The sequence below is a fragment of the Streptomyces sp. NPDC096013 genome (assembly GCF_044763565.1).
Taxonomy (GTDB): Bacteria; Actinomycetota; Actinomycetes; order Streptomycetales; family Streptomycetaceae; genus Streptomyces.
Genome location: NZ_JBIWGK010000012.1, coordinates 98,494 through 116,980, shown reverse-complemented (window position 1 = coordinate 116,980; position 18,487 = coordinate 98,494). Strand labels below are relative to the sequence as shown.

Genomic DNA, 18,487 nt, shown 5'->3' with positions numbered 1-18,487 from the left:
CTGTTCGGCGCTTCGGTAAATGCTCTGTGCGCAGAGGGCCCGTACGTTGCGTTGGCGCGGTCGATGCGCCGTACTCACTCCGGCGGGGCAGCGGCGAGCAGGTGATCCGTCAGTTCCCGGAGTGTTGTCCGGCTGAGGATCTTGCCGACCGGCAGCAATACGCCGTGTGAGCTCTGCACTTCCTGCCGGAGTTGAGCAGCCATCAGTGAGTCGAGGCCCTGGCTGGTCAGGTCCAGCTCCGGGTCGAGGTGGTCGGCGTCGACGCGCAGGATGGCGGCGATTCTGTTCCTGAACAGTGCCGACCGGTCGGCGGTCGGCATCGATGCATTCGGTGTCCGGTGTGCGGTGTCGTCCGGACCGGCAGTCCGCGTCGCATCGTTCGTCTCGCCGAAGGTGGCAACCTGCGGTGTCGGTGTCGGTGTCGGCGTGGTCGTTCGGTCGACGAGTGCCGGTGCGGTGGGCGTCGTTCTGTGCCCACGCGATGGAGTGGGCTGGGCGACGACTGCAGAGGGCGCTCCCGCCCCGTCCAGCACATCCCGCAGGAACGGGGACGCGGCCGCTGTCGGATAAGTGACTCGCCATTCCGCCCAGTCCACCGGCATGACCAGCGTGTCCCCGCTTCCGGTGGCCAAGAGATGGTCAAGGGCCGCGAGTCCGGCCGTGGACGTGAACGCGGTCATGCCGCGGGGGATGAGGTTCCGGCCGAGTCGGGCGCCGGCCCTCGCGGCCATGCCCCGGTCGCTCCAGAAGCCCCAGTTGACCGACAGTGCCGCATGGCCCTGGCTGCGGCGTGTGCGGGCGAGGGCGTCGAGGCCCGCGTTGGCGGATGCCGCCGCGGCGACGTGGGGTGAAGCCAGGAGAGCGTTTCCGGAGGAGAACAGTACGAAGTGATCGAGGCTGTCCTCGAAGATCCGGTCGAGGACTCGGCCGCCCTCCAGCTTGGGACGCAGCACGGCCTTCAGATCCCGCAGTGTGGTCTCGCCGATCGGCTTGTACATGAAGACGCCGGCCGTGTGGAAGACGCCCCGCACCGCCGGGTGGCCGGTGCTGCGGCGATGTTCGACCAGACGCCGCATCGACCGCTCGTCCGCCGCGTCCACCGGGGCGTACTGCACCTCGACACCCTGACCGCGCAGCTCCTCCAGCAGGGCGGCCGCATCGCTTCCCGACGTGGACGCCGTACCTGGCAGGGAGCGGCCGGTGAGCAGCAGGTGCCGGGCGCCGCGCGCGACGAGCCAGCGGGACAGCTCGGAGCCGATGCCGCCGGCGCCGCCGGTCACCAGATAGGTGGCGTCCGGCCGCATCCGTGTCGGTGCGGGTGCCTCCGCCCGAGGTGTCGGGTGGTGGCCTTGAGGTGACCCCAGGTCCACGAGTACTCGGCCGGTGTGGCGGGCCGCGCGTATGTCGTCGAACGCCTGATCGGCCGCGTTCAGGGGGTACAACTCGCCCGGCAGCGGGGGGAGTTCACCTGCTGCGACCAATCGGAGTACCCGGTCGAGCAGCGCTCCCGCCCGTTCGGGACACTCGCGGCAGAAGGCATCGACGTCGAGCACCTGGACGGAGGATCCGTGAGGCAGCCCGCGCGGGTCTGTCGGACGGTCCGCGGGCGAATTCTGGTCGGCCAACTCCACGTAGCGCCCGTACGGGGCGAGCATGCTCATGTTCTGGTCGACGGCCGTGCCCGTCAGCGAGTTGAGGATGACGTCCATGCCCGTGCCGTGCGTCCTGGCCAGCAGAGGACCGGCGAAGTCGCCCCGGGAGTCGGCCACATGGGCCACGCCCATCGCTCGTAGCAGGGCCCGTCGCCGGTCGCTGCCGGCGGTCGCGTGGATCTCGGCGCCGCGCCACCGCGCCACTTGGAGCGCGGCCAGGCCCACGCCGGTCGTGGCCGAGTGGATGAGAACCTTCTCGCCCGCGCGCAACGCCGCGAGTTCGACCAGGCCGTACCAAGCCGTCAGGTAGGGGATCGGCACGGTGGCGGCTTCGGCGAGGCTCAGGGAGCCGGGCAGCCGGTGGGTCAGTCGACGATCGGCGAAGACCTCTGTGGCCAGTCCCCGTTGCGTGATGGCCACCACTCGGTCGCCCACGGACACGCCCCTGACCGCGGCGCCGACGGCCGTCACCGTGCCGGACGTCTCCCGGCCCGGCAGGCCGTCGTCGTGCGCGGAGCCGGACGCGGCCGCCCGGAGGACGTCGCGGAAGCCGATCGCGCTGTAAGCCGCGGTGATCCGCACCTCGTCGGCGGTCGGCTGTCGCGTCGTGGACACCGCACGCGCCGGATGTGCGGCTTGGCCGCGGCCTGGCACCAGCTCGGTGACCTCGTCGGGGCAGGGCGTCGGCGCCAAGCGCTGAAGGCGGAGGACGTGGCGCCCTTCCGCGCGCAGCGCGATCTGGTCCTCGTCCCGGTCGCCGACCGTGATCTCCTGGGCCAGCGCCTCGGCCTGCTCCGCGCCCCACGCCGGATCCAAGTCGATGAGGGTGTGGGGGACGGAGGACAGTTCGCTCGCCGTCGTGCGTGCGAAGCCCCATACGGCGGACTGTTCCGGGTCCGGTGCCCCGTCCGTGTCCACCACGGTCTCCGCGCCCCGGGTCACGAGGACGAGCCGGGGGACGGTTGCCTCCCACCGGGCCGTGGACAGTGCCCGCTCCAGCAGCAGTGCGCTCCCCAGGCCCAGCGGAACGTCGACGAATGACGGTGACGTCCGCAGGCTCCACAGATGAACGACGGCCGCGATGCCTCCGGGCCGGTCGCGTCCGGCCTCGCGCAGCAGCCGGGCGTAGTCGTCGATACGGGACGGGTCGATGCGGTAGGTTCCGTCGTCGTCGCGCCCGTACCGCTCTCCGGGGCGTACGGCGATCCGCGCGCCCCGCGCCGGGGCCAGTCGGGGCCCGAACTCCTCGTCCTCGAAGACCAGCCAGGCGCCCGCGGCCGGTTCAGGAGCGGGCGTGGGCGGGGGTGCGGGAAGCCAGCGGGGTCGGTAAAGCCAGTCGGTGAGCGGGCCTGGATCCTCCCGCCGTACCAGCCAGCGGATGCGCAGACCGCGGAACTCGGCCAGGAGCGTGCCCTGTTCGTTTCGGACGGAGACGTCACCGCTGAAGGACTCGGCCGTCAGGTCTCGTCGTACCACGTGGCTGTGCAGGGTCCCGGTGAGAGGTCCGTGGAGGCGGAACGCGTCCAGAGAACCCAGGACGAACGCGTACTGGTCGCCGGGTTCGGACGTGTCGGGCAGAGTCGCCGCGAGGACCTGCCCGCAGGCGTCGAGAACCGCCGGATGGGCGTGGTGGCGCCCACCGCCGGACAGCTCGGACAGGCCCGGCGGGACGGTGATCTCGGCGAGTGCCTCCCTCTCGCCGCACCACACTCGGCGGACGCCCCGGAACACGCCGTGCCAGTCGTTGCCGCGGGCAGCGAACCGGCGGTAGAACTCGGCGCCGGCAAGATGGTCGGGCGCGCGTTCCGCGATGCGCCGGGGTGTCTCCTCGGGGACGTCGAGCAGTCGGGTGCCCTCGGAGGTCTCCTCGACGCGGGCGTGCGCGTGCCGGCTCCACCCGGTGCCGTCGTAGGTGGAGATGTCGAACGCCCAGGCCCGGCCGTCCGGTCGGAGTGTCACCCGCAGGGTCGGCGGGGCGTCCGGGGTGAGGAAGAGCGCCTTCTCGTAGCGGACGTCGGTGACGACTGCCTCGGCTCCGACGGCCTCGGCGGTGGCCACCGCCAGTTCCAGGTAGGCGGTGCCGGGCAGGATGACCATTCCCTGCACTTGGTGGTCCAGGAGGTAGGCGCTGCGGTCCAGGTCGACCGGGCCTTCCCAGCGGTGGGCACCGTCCTCCAGGACCGTGTGCGTGCCAAGGAGCGGGTGCCTGGACCGGATGTCTGTCGTGGTCGTCCCGGTGAGCGGTCCGAACCAGAACTCGGTGCGCTGCCAGGGGTGGGCGGGCAGTGTCACGTACGCGGCCGGGTCGTCGAACAGGGCATCCAGACGTATCGGACACCCGGCCTGGTGGAGCTGTCCGACCGAGGTCAGCAGGGCGGTCCGCTCATCGGTGCCGCGCAGCAGCGACGGCACCACCTGGTCGTCGGTGCGCTTCGTGGGCAGGCACTCCTTCACCGCCCCGCCGAGGATCGGGTGCGGGCTGATCTCGACGACGGCCGTCGCCTCGCAGTCGGCGGTCTCGGCCGCTACGGCCGCGTGGAAGCGGACCTCGTCGCGGAGGTTGCGCACCCAGTAGTCGGCGTCCAGTTCCGCACCGGTCAGCAGGTCTCCGGTCACCGTCGAGCGCAGCGGAGTCGCGCCCGCGCGCGGGCGGACCGACTCCAGTGCGGTGCGCAGGGTGTCCAGCAGGGGATCGACGTGGGTGCTGTGCGAGGCCACGTCCACCTTGACGATCCTGGTGAACACCTTCCGCTGGGTCAGCGCCTCCAGCAGCTTCTCCACCGCCGGGGTGCTGCCCGAGACGATGGTGCGCCGCGGGCTGTTGCTCACCGCCACGTCCACGTCCGGTACGTCGGCGAGTTCCCGGCGCAGTTCGTCGGCGGGCAGGTCCACTGCGGCCATGGTCCCGGTGCCGGCAATCGTCCTGAGCAGCGCACTGCGACGGCAGATCACCGCGGCGCCGTCGGCGAGGGTGAGCGCGCCCGCGGCGCAGGCGGCGGCGACCTCGCCCATGCTGTGGCCGATCATGACATCGGGCGTGACTCCCCACGACCGCCACAGCGCGGCGAGCCCGACCTCGACCGCCCACAGCAGCGGCTGCACGATGTCGATGGGCCAGGCCGCCTCGTCGCCGGTGGTCAGCTGCTCGATCACGGACCAGCCGCGTTCGGCCCGGACGTGCCGATCGCACTCCTCGACGGCCTCCCGGAACACTGCCGAGGTGCGCAGCAGACCGCGCCCCATCCCGGACCACTGCGAGCCCTGCCCGGGAAACACGAACACGGTCTTCCAGCGCGCGGCGGCCCTGGCGGCGACGATCGGTCGACCGTCGCGCAACTGCCGTACGGCCTGGTCGTGTTCGGCGGCCAGTACGGTCATGCGGTGCCGGTGATGGGTGCTGCGGGCCAGGGTGCTGAAACTGACGTCGCGCAGCGCATGCCGGCGGCCCTCTCCATCGGGTCCGAGGAAATCGGCGTAGGTGGCGGCGAGTTGGCGCAACGCCGCGGGCGTCCGGGCGGACAGGCCGAGCAGGTGCGGACCGGACGCGTCGGCCCGCGGAGTCACGGGCGCGGGGCGGTGCTCGCCGAGGACGACGTGGGCGTTGGTGCCGGAGATGCCGAACGAGCTGACGGCCGCGTACCGTACGGCGCCTTCCCCGCCCCATTCGCGGGCGGCCTGCGGGATCTCCAGCGCCATGCCGTCCCAGTCCACGGCGTCGGTCAGTCGGCCGCTGTGCAGAGCGGGCGGGACGACGCCGTGCGCCACACACAGGGCCGCCCTGATGAGCGCCGCGATCCCGGCCGCCGCCTCGGTGTGCCCGATGTTCGTCTTCACGGAACCGACCAGCAGGGGATCCGCGGCCGTGCGGCCCGCGCCGGTGCCGTAGACCGCATCCAGGGCGCGGAGTTCGATCGGGTCGCCAGTGGGGGTGCCGGTGCCGTGCGCCTCCACGAAACCAACGGCGCGCGGGTCCACGCCGCCGCGCGCGCAGGCGTGGCGCATCGTGTCGATCTGGCCGCTCTGCGAGGGCGTCATCAGATACCCGCTGCTGCGGCCCTCGTTCTCGACGGCCGAGCCGTGGACGACCGCGTGGATCCGGTCGCCGTCCGCCTCGGCTTGAGCGAGCGTCTTCAGGACGACGACACCGACTCCGTCGCTGCGCACGAAGCCGTCGGCGTCGGCGGCGCCGAACTTGCACCGGCCGTCCGCGGACAACATGTCCGCCTGGGAGAACGTGATGCTCTCCTCCGGCGTGAGCACCAGGTTGACGCCCGCGGCCAGGGCGAGGGTCGCCTCCCCGGCGCGCAGCGCGGCGCACGCCTGGTGCACCGCCACCAGCGAGGACGAGCAGGCGGTGTCGACGGACGTGCTCGGACCGCGCAGGTCGAAGAAGAACGACAGACGGCCGGACAGGACGCTGCGCGACGTGCCGGTGTTGGCGTAGATGTCCAGCGCCCCGGCCGCCCGCAGCAGATCCCAGTACTCGGCCGTCCGCTGCCCGACGACGACCGCGGTCGGGCTGCCCGCGAGCCGGTCCGGCGTCAGCCCGGCGTCCTGCACGGCCGCCGCGGCGGTGTGCAGGAGCAGCCGCTGCTGTGGATCCATGTGACTCGCCTCGCGCCCGGAGATCCCGAAGTAGGCCGCGTCGAAGCCCCGGATGTCGGGGAGGAAGCCGCCCCGGCGGCTCACGATCCGTCCGGGGGTGCGGGGTCGCGGGTCGTGGAAGGCGTCAATGGGAAAGCGGTCGGGCGGGACGTCCGACGTGGCGTCCACGCCGTCCAGTTGCATCCGCCAGAACGCGGCGACGCCGTCGGCGCCGGGGAACTCGCACGCCATCCCTACGATGGCGATCGGCTGCGGAGCGGCCGGGTCCTGCTGCGCCGTCACGCGGCACCTCCTGTCGGCGTCGTCAATCCCTAGATCCAGGACGGCAGTTCGGTGAGGGTGAGAACCGCGGCCGCGGCCGACCAGCCCGGGGCGCCGCCGAACAGGAGCACGTGGTCGCCCGCGTCGAGGCGTCCGGTGCGCAGCAGGTGGTCCAGGGCGATGAACTGGTCGCTGGACGAGGCGTGTCCGATCCCGCAGCCGAACTCCCACTGCGACTGGGCGACGTCCAGGCCGAGCGGCTCCATGACGCAGTTGCGGGTGGTCGCCTCGTCACCGTTGGGCACCAGCACCCAGCGCAGATCGGCGGCCTTGACCCCGGCCTCGTCCAGCGCGCCTTGCGCCGTCTCCGAACAAGCCTTCGCTATGCCGTCGCCGACACTCATCCCGCCGACCTCGCGCATCCGCTCGTTGAACTGCTGGGCGCGCTCCACCGTGTCGATCCGTCGGCCCGTGGAACCGGTGGGCGGGAACAGCGGTTCGTCGCCGCGCGCCATCGCCTCGAACTCCGGGTAGACCCGGGAGACGACCGCGTCGACACGGGCGAAGCCACCCCGCGAGCTGATCACGACGGAACTGGCCGCATCGGCGGCGATCACCCCCATCGGCCCGCTGTCCCACCGGTTGAACAGCGGCGAGTTGAAGTTGTCCGCCGTCGTCAGGAGGATGTCCGGCCGGCGGTCCGACTGCAACGGCAGCAGGCCGGCGGCCAGTTCGAGACCGGCGAGCATGCTGTTGCACCCGTTACGGATCTCGGTGCCCGTGGCCCCCGCGATGCCCAGCTCCCGCATGACGAAGGCGGTCGGTGACCACATCTCGGGGCCCTGGTAGAACGTCGAGCCGTGCAGCACCGTACCGATCGCGGCGACCCCGCCGGCGGAGTGGCCCAGCGCCGTGCGTGCGGCGTGCACAGCCATCTCGGGTGGTGACTCCGGCCCGGCGACCAGGACACTGCGCAGCCCGCTCTCCGCGAAGACCGTGGCGTCGTACAGACCCGCGGCGACCGCTTCGGAGGCAGGGAAGGCGTCGGGCTGCCAGCAGCCGAGCCCGGCGAGGAACATGTCGGCCGGCTTCACGCGGGCCTCCTGGCGACGTGTCCGCGGGACGCGGCCCGCTCCGAGCGCGGGGGCCGGGCTCTGTTCACGGCGATGCACCACTTTCTGCTGTGTACGGATCGGACGGGAGCGGCGGCTGCGACTCCTGGTCGTACGGCGTGCCGGGCGGCGGGCACCGCGCTGTGCCCGCCGCCCCGTGAGCCTCGGTTCGAGGGCGTCCCTCCTCATCCGGCGGCCCGATGACCGGTGCGCGGTGCGGCCGCCGAGCCCACCAGGCGCGCGAGCCGTGACACGGTCAACCCGGTCAGGCCCGGTACGGCGAGGGCGACCGGTTCCGCCGTCGGCGTGACCGCGACCGTGACGCAGCCTGCGGCCCGTCCCGACCGGAGCCCGGTGGACGAGTCCTCGACGACGGCGCACCGACCCGGCGCGAGGCCGAGTCGGGCGGCGGCGGTGAGATACGCCTCCGGGTGCGGTTTCGGGTGCCGCACCTCGTCACCCGCCACGGTCACGGCGAACCCGGCCGGGGCCAGCGAAGGCAGCACGGCGTCCACCATGGCCCGGTACGAGGACGACACCAACGCACACGGAACGTGAGCCCGCCGCAGCTCCCGGAGCAGCGCGACGGCGCCGGGCAGCGGGGTGATCCCGAGCCGCAATCGGTGGAGCATGCGGGCACTGACGCGGGCGTACAGGTCCCGCTCGGGCATCGGTGTCCGCATGAGGCCGCGCAACTGGGCCAGGTTCGCGGCGACGTCACGGCCCCGCAGCTCCTCCGGCCGCAGGGCCGTCGCCGGTACCCCGGACGCGGCGAGCACCTCCGACAGCGCGTCCAGCAGGAGGACCTCGGTGTCGACGAGGGTCCCGTCCATGTCGAACAGCACCGCCCACGGCGCGGTCAGAACAGGGCCCGGGAGTTGAGGGACACCTTCATCTTGCCCAGCAGCGGGTGCCAGAGATGGTCGGGGTCGGCCTCTACGGCGGCGATGAAGTCACGCATCGCGGTCAGCGCGGCCGGCTCCTGCTCGTCGTAGACGTCGCCCTGGAGCAGTTTCAGGACGTCGATGCGGTAGCGGGGATCCTGGACGAAGGCGGTGAACAGGATGTTGAGGCGGTAGTAGATGGAGATGAACTCGTACCAACTCGACACACCGCGCCGCAACTTGGTCACGTAGGTGTCGAACCGGGCGGCCTTGAAGTCGCCGGCCTCGGCGGCGGCGATGATGTCGGCGCAGGCCAGCCGAGCGCTGTTCATGGCGACGCTGACCCCGCTGGAGAAGATCGGGTCGACGAACCGTGCGGCGTCGCCGATCATCACCATTCCGTCGTCGCACACCTTGGTCATGCCGTAGCTGTAGTCGCCCTCGGCCTTGAAGGGGCGGACCCGCTCGGCCTTCTTCAGCGCGTCGTGCAGCAGCGGCCTGCTGGCCACCGAGTCCCAGAAGAACCCTTCGAGATCGTCCTTGCCCTCCCTGAACCGCGCCTTCTGGGTGACGACGCCGACCGACGTGATCGTGTCGGTGATGGGAATCTGCCACACCCAGGTGTCACTGAGCGGCAGGAAGTGGATGAAGATGTACTCGGCCTGGTTCGCGTCGTTCGACAGGGCCTCCCGGTCCAGTCCCTCGAACCAACTGTGCACGGCGTACTGGTTGAACACCGGATCGGGCACCTTGACCTTCAGCTGTCGCCCCAGCAGGGTGCCGCGTCCGCTGGCGTCCACGACCATCCGCACCGGCACCTCGGCGGTCGTCCCGCCCAGCCCGACCCGGAGCACGGGCCGCGTGCTGTCCGCGAAGTCCACGCCCCGTACCCGTACCCCGGAGAACACCTTCGCCCCCAGGCTCTCCGCGTGCTTGAGCAGGATGTGGTCGAACCGGCCGCGGTCGACATGGAAGGTGTAGTCACGGTCCACGCCCAACTGGTCGCGTTCGTTGAACAGCACGTCGGCTGCCCCGAGACCGTGGTCGTGGACCTGGAAGCCGAGCGGGTCCACGTCGTCCGCGTTCGCCGAGGTCCAGGCGGCGCCGTACTTGCGGGGAAAGCCCGCAGCCTCGACCTTGTCCATGGCACCGATCTCCAGCAGCACGGGTGTGGTCGCCGGCACCAGGGACTCACCCACATGCTCGCGAGGGAAGAACTCGCTGTCGAAGACGGCGACCGACAGCCCCGCCCTGGCCAGATAGGAGGCGGCGGTGGAACCGGCCGGTCCGCCGCCGATGATGCCGATGTCGTAGTCGTACGTCATCCGTGCTCCTGTCAGCGCGAGGTGTCAGAGGGAGGCGGTCTGCGAACGGAGCAGCAGGATCAGGTCGGTGATCGAATCCAGCGAGCGGAAGTGCTCACCGGTCATGTGCACCGGTGGCACCCGCACGCCGTACGCGGTGCGGATGTGCGACAGCAGACGAGCGGTGCGCACCGAATCCAGGATTCCCATCTCGAGCAGCGGGCTGGCGGCGGTGATCTGGTGGGACGGCACACCCGTCGCGAGTTCGTCCGTCACATAGCGGAGCAGGCTTTCCAGCAGCGTCACGCGGTCAAGGTCCGTCATGGTTGCGGTTCCTCCGGGTGTCAGAGCCGTGCCGACGCACGCGCCACGACGTACCTCGTCGGCAGCTCCAGCGGCTGCCCGTCGGAGGTGTGCTCCGTGGTGTGCAGGGAGATGTCGTCATCGGCGACGACGTCGAATCCGTTTCCTTCCAACAGCAGCCGCAGCCGCCCGTCGTGCGCGGGGGCGATTCGGGCGCCGAAGTCGAAGTGGGCGGCCAGTCCGGCCGTCTTGGGCAACTGAGCTCCTTGGGCGAGGAGTTCGGCCACGTACCAGCCGGTGTGCTCGGTCAGCTCCTGGGCGAAGAGGATGCCCCGCCCGCCCAGCAGCAGCCGGATTGTCGCCAGCATGCTCGTCCGGTCGTCCGGGGTGAGCTGGTGCAGCACCCCGCGCATGTAGACGTTGGCGTCGCCGAACTCCGTGTGCAGGGCCGTCGCGGTGTCCGTGTCGAGCAGGTCGGCACGGCGGTAGACGATGTTGGGCGCCGGGTGCGTGGCGGCGGCCAAGTCCACGGCCGCGTCCGCGATGTCCAGTCCGACGACCCGCCCGAAGTGGCCCGCCAGCCACTGTGTCTGCCGCCCGCTGCCGCACCCGAGATCGATCAGGGGCAGCGAGGGATCGGTGTATTCCTGGAACAGCGGCAGATGCCGGGCCGCGGTCAGTCGGGGCGAGGAGTCCCAGAGGGCGGCACCGGGCTCGGTGGGCAGCGCCGACCAGAAGGCGTCCCAGATCGCGCCTGTCATACGGCCGCTCCCTGCGCCACCAGGCTGCGGAGCGCGGCGCTGTCGACCTTGCCGTTCGCGGTGCGGGGAAACCCGCTGACCGTATGCAGCGCGTCGATGGCCATGTACGGCGGCAGGAAGTCGGAGCAGTGCCGTCGCAGCTGCGCGAACTCGGGCGCGTATCCGGTTTCGGGGATCACCACGGCGTGCAGCCGGGCGTCGAGTCCGCTGCCCACCACGAGCACCACCGCGTCCCGCACCGCCTCGTGCGTCACCAGCACGCCGCTCACTTCGGCCGGCTCGACCCGGTGGCCGCGGACCTTCGCCATGTCGTCGATCCGGCCCCGGTACTCCAGCCGGCCGTCGGCGTCGTACCGGCCGAGGTCACCGGTACGGTACGGCCCGGTCTGCGGCCGTCGGCCCCAGTAGCCGAGCATGACGGTCGGGCCGTCGACCACGATCTCACCGGCCTCCAGCGACACCGCGTCCCCCGCGACGGGTGACCCGATCGGTATGTCCGTGGTGCGAGCGAGATCCGCGGCTGTCACCTCGTACGAGGTGCACACGTTGGTCTCCGTCGGGCCGTACCAGTTGAGCATGCAGACGTTCGGCCAGGCGCGCCGCAGGTCTTTGAGCGTCTTCAGTGGAAAGCGTTCACCGGCGAAGACACAGGCTCGCAGCGCCCCCGGCCCGCGGTCCAGCAGTTCGCCGTACTCGACCATGAGGACCAGGGCGGACGGCACCGAGTACCAGACGGTGATCCGGCTCTCCAGCAGGAAGTCGACCAGTGGCTCCGCGGCCCGAGCGAGGGTCTCTCCTACGAGGTGCACCGAGGCGCCGGCCCGGAAGGCTGCGTAGAGGTCGAAGACGGACAGGTCGAAGCCGAACGAGGCGTGGTTCGCCAGCCGGTCGGCCGCCGTCAGGCGTAGCTCCTCGCAGGCCCAGTCGACGAAGGCGAGCGCGCCGCCGTGGCTTACGCAGACGCCCTTGGGCTGCCCCGTGGACCCCGAGGTGTAGAGGATGTACGCCGGGTCGGCAGGCCGGACCGGATGGGGGGCCGCGGCCGGGCCGTTCGCCCGCTCCAGGAAGAGGTCCTCGCAGTGAACGTGGACGGTGCCGGCGATGTGCTCGTCGTGGTCGGTGACGACGAGGGCCGGGCGGGCGTCCGCCGCGATCTGGGCGACTCGTCGTGCCGGGTTGCCGCGTGGCACCGGGACGTGGATCGCGCCGCACCGCAGCACCGCCTGGGCCACGGCCACCGATGTGACCGTCTTGTCCGTCCACACCAGGACACGGTCGCCAGGCCGGACCCCGTGGGCACGCAGGGCGGCGAGACAGCAGTCGGCACGCGTGTCCAGCTCGCCGTAGCTGAGGCCGCTGGTGAGGTCGTGGACCGCGAGGGCGTCCGGCGTCCGGGCGGCAGCGTCGGCCACCGGGCGGTAGAGGCTCACAGTCCCATCTCCCGGGCTATCAGCTGCCGTTGGATGGCAGAGGTGCCGGAGAAGGTGGTGGCGGGGGCGGCGTCGCGCACCTCCTCCTCGATCCCGTATTCCGCCAGGAAGGCGCGGCCTCCGAAGAGCAGGGCGGTGTCCAGCGAGGTGGCGACAGCGGCCTCGGAGACCGCCAGCTTCGCCAGCGCGACCCACAGGTCGGGGTCCTGGTCGGCGTCGATCTCGGTGCAGGCGCGGTACAGCAGGAGCCGTCCGCTCTCCAGCCGCAGCCGCATGTCCGCCAGCCGGTCCGCGACGGGCTGGTGGTCGGCCAGCCGTTTCCCGAACTGCCGACGTTGCCCGACGTGTTGGAGACACCGTCGGATGAGGCGTTCCTGCTGGCCCAGGTAGATCGCGAAGAGACAGGAACGTTCCCACCGCATCGACGTCCGGAACACCACCTGCCCCTGGCCCGGTCTGCCGAGGACCCGGTCGTCCGGTACGAAGCAGCGAGCGAACCGCACTTCACCGGCTTGGCAAGAGGCCAGGGCGGATTTCCGTAATGGCTCTCCCGCGAACAGCCCGGGGGAGTCGCGGTCCACGGCGAACGCGGTGGTGCCGAAGTAGCCACCGTCCGGGTCCGTCGTCGCGTAGGTGACGTAGACGTCGGCGACCGGGCCGTTGCTGACGAAGCTTTTGACGCCGTCGAGGAGATACCCGCCATCGACCCGCGTGGCCGTGGTCGCGAGCCGGGAGACGTCCGATCCGGCGTCGGGCTCCGTCATGGCGTTGCCCGCCGTCAGCTCGCCCGAACACAGCGTGGGCAGCAGGGTCTTGCGCGTCTGCGGGAGCGCGAACTCCAGCACCGGCATGACACAGGCGAACAGATGGGCCGCTGCGGCGAACAGCAGTCCGGTGTCCGCACCGCCATCGCTCGCCCCTTCGTACAGCAGGGCCGTGTCGAGAGCACCCAATCCTTGGCCGCCGTGTTCTTCCGGGACGGCCGCGCCCAATAACCCGGCAGTGCCCAGATTCTTCCAGGTGTCCCTGTGTGATCCTTGTAATCCTTCGTCGACGATCCCCGGGGCGGAAAGTGTTTGCGCGACCACCTTGATTCGATCGCTTCGTTCCTGCTGTTCAGCGCTCAGGCGGAAATCCATGAGTCGCCCTTCATGAAGCGATGGCCGACAGGGGAGTGGACCAGTGCGGGGTCTCGGTGATCTCGATCACCGCGCACGCGATATTCAGTCCGGGCCCCACTCCGAGCATCAGGAAATGGTCCCCGCCGCGCAGTTCGCCGGAGAGCAGAAGCTGTTCCAAGGCCACCATCTGGTCACTGGCACCGATATGGCCGACGGTACGCCCCTGTTCCCATGTCGAAACGGACATCGGCAGACCCAGCGGAATCATCGCCCGGCCCTCGACGCGTTCCCGAGAGCCGTTCGCATAGGCGACGCGGGAGACATCGTCCATGGTGATGTCGGCTTCGTCGAGAGTGCGGCTGACGAGCTCGTCCTGCGCTGCCACGAGCTTCAGCGGACCCGCCGGATCCCGGTCCGGTCCGTCCAGCCAGCGGTCCTTGGAATTGCCGAAGTCGAGCCTGCCGGGCCGGCCCGCTCCGGGCGGGAACAGCGGCTCGGGTCCGCGGTGCATGGCCTCGTACTCGGGGAGGGTGACGGCGTTGACGGACTTGAGCCGGGCGAAGCCCGCACGGCGGCTCAGCACCACGGCGGAGCCGGCGTCGCCCATGACGAAATGCGGACTGAAACGCCAGCGTTCCAGCAGGTCGGAGGTGAAGTTGTCGCCGGAAGTGAGCAGCGCCGCCTCGTGTTCGGGCGAGGCCATGAGGTGCCCCGCCGCGAGTTCCAGCGCGGAGAACATGCCCATGCAGCCCTGCCTGACCTCGGCCGCGGTCGCCTGGCCGGCGCCCATGTGCCGCTGCACGTAGTACTGCGGACACCAGCCGTGCGGCCCCTGGTACCAGACGCTGACGTAGAGCAGCAGGCTGAGGGAAGCCGCACTCTGCCCAGCCCGTTCGAGGGCCTCTCGGCATGCCCGCACCGCCAGCTCCGGCGCCGGCACCTCGCCGGCGACGGTGACGCTGGTGATGCCGTACTGCTCCGCCGCGGTCCGGTCGATCAGGTCCCGCTCGACCGCCCATCCGATGGGAACCCGGTCGGGAAGACAGGACCCCAGACCGCTGATCAGCACATCGGAAACCTTCATGAACAACCTCGGAATCTCTCGTGCGCTTATCGTGACGAATTGCTAGGAGACGCGACGGAGTCGCCTGTCCCCGTCCATCGTGACAACGTTTTCCCACTTCGCGGGAGTGCGCGTGGATCTTCCGATGAGAGAAAAAAGGGAAGGAGGGGGAGTGGAGAGTGGAAGGGTTCGCGAAGAAACTATCCCATTGCGGGAGAATCTCTTTGAGCGATCAGCCTCCTGGGAGGCGCACCGTGCTGTTTGAAGGAAGTGGACGGTCTCTTCTGAGCGTCGAACCGCTCATGCGCCAAACCCTCGGATACCGCCCAGGTGTGGCGGCGGAGTGAAATTCCTCAAGTAAGGCTGCCCTCCGCTTCCGTGTGTGTCAAGACGCGGAGGAGGAGGCAGAGAAAGGAGGGGACGCTGATGCCGGCAGGTCGGGGCGCAGCCTCGGAGGAACGTCGCTCCTGCCCGAACAGGGGGACCCTGGGCGGTCGATGGCACGATCGGGTCCCGTTGTCCGCTCCGCGCTCCGCGCTCCGCGCTGCGGGTCAGGCGTCTGTCGGCCGGGAAACTCGCCCCGCCTGTGTTCCCAGCGCCCCTGGGAACTACCCCCGGTCGCAGATCCTGCGAGGGTTCGTCAGTACGGCTGCGACACAGTCACCTTCGCGCGCCTGACGCTTCGGCGCGGTCTGCCACGTCGAAGGAGCCCCGTATAGGACGGCCGCCTCAACTGAGGTTCCTGCGCGCCGCAGGAGCAGACCGGCACCGCCGACAAGGTCACCCACCGCCCCGGCTCGCGCGAAGAATCTCCAGCAGGGCTGCGGCGGATGGCGACCCGGGGGCGGTCGTGTACACGAGCACTATCTCGTCCGGGTCGCTGGTCAGTTGGAGTCCCTCCCAGGAAAACTCCAGCCGTTGGTGGGGAGGGTGACAGCGCAGGACGACGGTCGAGTGCGTGGTCTCCAATACGTGCTGTTCCGACCAGAGCCGCCGGAAGTCCTCGCTGTGGTGCGCGAGTTCATCGATCTCCCGGGTGAGCTCCGGGTCCTGAGGCCTCTTGCCGGTCTCGGTCCGCAGGTACGACACTGCCTCGCGGGCCTTCGCCTCCCAGTCGACGTACAGCCACCGGGCGCGCGGATCCGTGAAGACGAGCCGTCCGACGGTGCGCTGTGCAGCGGGAATGCTGCCGAAGTCGGCGAAGACGGCTGCCGCCAGACGGTTCCACGCGAGTATCGAGCCTCCCCGGCCCACGAGATAGGCGGGAGTGCCGGCCATCGAGTCGAGGATGTGCTGCACACTGGGCCGTATGCTGCGGTACCCCTCGGGGGCTGAGCCCGCGCTCGGTCTCGCCAGACTGCGCAGGTAGCGACGCTCGCCCGGGCTCAGCCGGAGCGCCTCGGCCACGGCGTCCAGCACGGCGTCCGACACACGGGACGCTTGTCCGCGTTCGAGCCGTATGTAGTGTTCGACGCTGACGGCCGCGAGCGTGGCGACCTCCTCACGGCGCAGTCCCCTCACCCGTCTGACTCCGTGGTCGGGTAACCCCACGTCCTGGGGGCGTAGTCGGGCCCGGCGGGAGATGAGGAAGTCGCGGAGGGCGTCGAAGGTGTCCATGCCAGGCATCTTTGTCGCCGATCTCGGCGCCTGCCTAGTAGGCGAGAGCCTCGCCGCATGATCCCGCCAGGGCAAGGTGTGACCTCCCTCGGGCATCCCGGTCATCGCATCCTCGTACCGCACCCCGTTACCGGGGCACACATCGCGCCGCCGGCCGGCCCGGCGGCGTCCCGTCGAAAGGACGAGCACTATGTCCCACAGTGCACGGACCCGCAAGCAGCGAACGGCTTCCGCGATCGGCGTACTCATCGCGGTGATCGGGATGACCGTAGGCGGCGGCGTGACGGCGTCGGCGGCCACCGACGCAGCCAAGAAGTGCTATATCGAAGTACAGGTCCACGGGAAGTGGACCAAGTACGAGGTGCCGTGCGGCTGAGTTGACGATCCTGCCGGTCGCGGCCGAGAGGGCGCGACCGGAACGGGCATCGGTCGTCGAGCGTGAGCGTCCGGCCTTCGCGGCCGAGTGAGTCCTCGACGCGGCGGAAGGTGGGGAGGGCCATGGTGGCTATCTGACCGCGCAGGGGGGGCGGGTGTGATGTGGAACAGGTCGAAGCCGGGCTCGGACAGGGCGCGGCCGGCAGGGTGGACGCACGCCTGGTGCAGCCCGTGCGAGCGGGAGCGGATCCGGTCGGCATCGTGCCTCCACTCAGTTGCCTGCACGGAGGGCAGGCTCGGAAAGTCGCGGGTCGTCGCGGTCGACGGTGATCTGTATGTGCTCGGCGACGGCATCGCACATGGGGCACACCTCGGCCGCGGCGTCGAGGGGGCGCAGATTCACAGGTGCCGGGTGCTCGCGCATCGCCAGCGACCTCGTGCACGGTTGGCCGTGGCCCCGTGCGCGGACGGCTCGTCGATCTGTGCACGATGGGGGCTGGGACGCGCGAGTTGATCGTGGCGGAGTACCGGATCACCGGGCTGTCGCGGAGCCCCGACCATCGCCGACGGCGGCTACCAGGGCACCGGCCTGCTCATCCCGCACCGCAAACGACGCGGCCGGACACATCTCAGCCCGCAACAGGAGGCAGAGAACGCCGTCCACCGCCGGGCCCGAGCCCGGGTCGAACCCGCCCTGTCCCGGCTGAAGAACTGGAAGGTCCTGCGGGACTGCCGCCTGAAAGGAAACGGCGTTCGCCAGGCCATGTTCGGCATCGCCCGGCTCCACAACCTGGCCCTCACCCGATAACTCACAGCCCATACGGGACCACCTCTAGGAGCGCAGGGTGCGCAGGCCGGTGCGGATTTCGTTGACGAGGGTGTCGGGTTGTTCCAGGGCTGCGAAGTGCCCGCCTTTGTCGGCTTCGCCGTAGTGGATGAGATTCGTGTAGGTGTCTTCGGTCCAGCTGCGTGGGACGCGTGGGATGTCCTTGGGGAAGACGGTTACCGCGACGGGGAGTGTCAGCGTTGGGCCGGCGAAGGTGCGGGTTTTGTTCTCCCAGTAGATGCGGGCGGAGGAGGCTGCGCTGTTGGTGAACCAGTAGAGGGAGATGGTGTCGAGGATGTCGTCGAGGTTGAGGGCGTCTTCGGCGAGGCCGTGGTTGTCGGTTTTGGACTGGAACTTCTCGTAGATCCAGGCTGCCTGGCCGGCGGGGGAGTCCGCGAGGGCGAATCCGACTGTCTCGGGTTTGGTGCCCTGTAGGTGGTTCGACCCACCGAGATCGCCGGTGTAGAAGGCGAGGGTTTCCACGGCGTCGCGTTGCTCTGGCGACAGGTTGTCGGGCATCTGCGCCGGAAAGGCGTACGGAGTGTTCAGATGAATACCGACGAGCCCCTCGGGTCGCATGACCCCGAGATCGGTGGTGACGACGCCGCCCCAGTCACCGCCCTGTGCTGCCCACCGCGTGTAGCCGAGGCGTTTCATCAGCTCCGCCCAGGCGCTGGCGGTGCGCGAGACGGTCCACCCGGTCTTGGCGGGTTTCTGGGAGAACCCGAAGCCGGGGAGCGAGGGGATGACGACGTCGAAGGAGTCGGCGGCGTCTCCTCCGTGCGAGTCCGGATCGGTCAGCGGGCCGATGAGCTTCAGGAAGTCCAGGATCGAGCCCGGCCATCCGTGCGTGAGGATCAGCGGCATCGCGTTCGGGTTCTTGGACCTGACGTGGATGAAGTGGATGTCCAGCCCGTCGATCTCGGTCAAGAATTGGGGGAAGCGGTTGAGCTCGGACTCCAGGCGCCGCCAGTCGTAGCCGCGCTCCCAGTACTCGACCAGGGCCCTGGCGTTCTCTACGCGAACTCCCTGAGACCAGTCGTCCACCGTCTCCGGATCCGGCCACCGGGTTGTGGCCAGTCGCCGCTTCAGGTCGTCGATCTCCGATTGCGGGATCGAGACGGTGAACGGGCGGACGAGGGCCGAGGCGTGCGGCGTCGGTGCGGTCATTGC

Annotated in this window: 13 protein-coding genes and 1 pseudogene; 2 read left to right on the top strand and 12 right to left on the bottom strand. The window is 70.2% G+C overall.

The features are described from left to right. Positions 1–74: 74 nt before the first annotated feature. The 10 genes from ACIRB1_RS33585 to ACIRB1_RS33540 form a co-directional block, all read right to left on the bottom strand. Positions 75–6,539 (bottom strand): SDR family NAD(P)-dependent oxidoreductase, encoded by a 6,465-nt coding sequence (locus tag ACIRB1_RS33585; protein ID WP_403468047.1) that lies wholly within the window; start codon positions 6,537–6,539, stop codon positions 75–77. Positions 6,540–6,568: 29 nt separating this feature from the next. Next, entirely contained in the window at positions 6,569–7,612 is a 1,044-nt protein-coding gene (locus ACIRB1_RS33580; protein WP_403468046.1) for a ketoacyl-ACP synthase III family protein, read from the bottom strand. 203 nt (positions 7,613–7,815) lie between these two features. Continuing rightward, complete coding sequence (locus ACIRB1_RS33575) at positions 7,816–8,475, bottom strand: HAD family hydrolase (protein ID WP_403468045.1); 660 nt, start codon at positions 8,473–8,475, stop codon at positions 7,816–7,818. A gap of 14 nt (positions 8,476–8,489) precedes the next feature. Continuing rightward, positions 8,490–9,839: an NAD(P)/FAD-dependent oxidoreductase gene (locus ACIRB1_RS33570; protein WP_352185090.1), complete on the bottom strand. Its 1,350-nt coding sequence runs from the start codon at positions 9,837–9,839 to the stop codon at positions 8,490–8,492. 24 nt (positions 9,840–9,863) lie between these two features. Further along, a complete protein-coding gene (locus ACIRB1_RS33565) occupies positions 9,864–10,142 on the bottom strand; it encodes an acyl carrier protein (protein ID WP_352185089.1) in 279 nt (92 codons plus the stop codon). Positions 10,143–10,162: 20 nt separating this feature from the next. Further along, positions 10,163–10,882, bottom strand: coding sequence for a class I SAM-dependent methyltransferase (locus ACIRB1_RS33560; protein ID WP_352185088.1), 720 nt, complete (start codon positions 10,880–10,882; stop codon positions 10,163–10,165). Beyond that, complete coding sequence (locus ACIRB1_RS33555; RefSeq protein WP_403468044.1) at positions 10,879–12,312, bottom strand: amino acid adenylation domain-containing protein; 1,434 nt, start codon at positions 12,310–12,312, stop codon at positions 10,879–10,881. Before ACIRB1_RS33555 ends, ACIRB1_RS33560 begins: the two co-directional genes overlap by 4 nt. Then, positions 12,309–13,451 carry an acyl-CoA dehydrogenase family protein gene (locus tag ACIRB1_RS33550; protein ID WP_403468043.1) on the bottom strand — a complete coding sequence of 381 codons (1,143 nt, stop codon included), beginning with the start codon at positions 13,449–13,451 and terminating at the stop codon, positions 12,309–12,311. The genes ACIRB1_RS33555 and ACIRB1_RS33550 overlap by 4 nt, the downstream gene beginning before the upstream one ends. A gap of 10 nt (positions 13,452–13,461) precedes the next feature. Beyond that, the gene (locus ACIRB1_RS33545; protein ID WP_403468042.1) at positions 13,462–14,517 is read right to left on the bottom strand and encodes a ketoacyl-ACP synthase III family protein; all 1,056 of its coding nucleotides are present in this window, start codon (positions 14,515–14,517) and stop codon (positions 13,462–13,464) included. A 759-nt stretch (positions 14,518–15,276) separates the two neighbouring features. After that, positions 15,277–16,113: a helix-turn-helix transcriptional regulator gene (locus ACIRB1_RS33540; protein ID WP_403468041.1), complete on the bottom strand. Its 837-nt coding sequence runs from the start codon at positions 16,111–16,113 to the stop codon at positions 15,277–15,279. A 190-nt stretch (positions 16,114–16,303) separates the two neighbouring features. Between ACIRB1_RS33540 and ACIRB1_RS33535 the strand changes: the two genes are divergently transcribed. Then, positions 16,304–16,489, top strand: a complete 186-nt coding sequence (locus ACIRB1_RS33535; protein ID WP_403468040.1) for a hypothetical protein — start codon at positions 16,304–16,306, stop codon at positions 16,487–16,489. A gap of 270 nt (positions 16,490–16,759) precedes the next feature. Here ACIRB1_RS33535 and ACIRB1_RS33530 read toward each other — a convergent pair whose 3' ends face one another. Then, a complete protein-coding gene (locus ACIRB1_RS33530) occupies positions 16,760–16,912 on the bottom strand; it encodes a hypothetical protein (RefSeq protein WP_403468039.1) in 153 nt (50 codons plus the stop codon). Positions 16,913–17,044: 132 nt separating this feature from the next. On the opposite strand from ACIRB1_RS33530, the pseudogene ACIRB1_RS33525 reads away from it, so the two are divergent. After that, a pseudogene (locus ACIRB1_RS33525) lies at positions 17,045–17,296 on the top strand (transposase); the annotation flags it as partial. Positions 17,297–17,320: 24 nt separating this feature from the next. Here the strand turns inward: ACIRB1_RS33525 and ACIRB1_RS33520 are convergent. Beyond that, positions 17,321–18,484: an epoxide hydrolase family protein gene (locus ACIRB1_RS33520; RefSeq protein WP_403468038.1), complete on the bottom strand. Its 1,164-nt coding sequence runs from the start codon at positions 18,482–18,484 to the stop codon at positions 17,321–17,323. Positions 18,485–18,487: the final 3 nt, after the last annotated feature.

Excerpts from the sequence above, each read along its gene's own strand:
- ACIRB1_RS33550 (WP_403468043.1), bottom strand. The coding sequence starts at position 13,451 with ATGGATTTCCGCCTGAGCGCTGAACAGCAGGAACGAAGCGATCGAATC.
- ACIRB1_RS33560 (WP_352185088.1), bottom strand. The coding sequence starts at position 10,882 with ATGACAGGCGCGATCTGGGACGCCTTCTGGTCGGCGCTGCCCACCGAG.
- ACIRB1_RS33565 (WP_352185089.1), bottom strand. The coding sequence starts at position 10,142 with ATGACGGACCTTGACCGCGTGACGCTGCTGGAAAGCCTGCTCCGCTAT.
- ACIRB1_RS33520 (WP_403468038.1), bottom strand. The coding sequence starts at position 18,484 with ATGACCGCACCGACGCCGCACGCCTCGGCCCTCGTCCGCCCGTTCACC.
- ACIRB1_RS33570 (WP_352185090.1), bottom strand. The coding sequence starts at position 9,839 with ATGACGTACGACTACGACATCGGCATCATCGGCGGCGGACCGGCCGGT.
- ACIRB1_RS33545 (WP_403468042.1), bottom strand. The coding sequence starts at position 14,517 with ATGAAGGTTTCCGATGTGCTGATCAGCGGTCTGGGGTCCTGTCTTCCC.
- ACIRB1_RS33540 (WP_403468041.1), bottom strand. The coding sequence starts at position 16,113 with ATGGACACCTTCGACGCCCTCCGCGACTTCCTCATCTCCCGCCGGGCC.
- ACIRB1_RS33530 (WP_403468039.1), bottom strand. The coding sequence starts at position 16,912 with ATGCGCGAGCACCCGGCACCTGTGAATCTGCGCCCCCTCGACGCCGCG.
- ACIRB1_RS33535 (WP_403468040.1), top strand. The coding sequence starts at position 16,304 with ATGTCCCACAGTGCACGGACCCGCAAGCAGCGAACGGCTTCCGCGATC.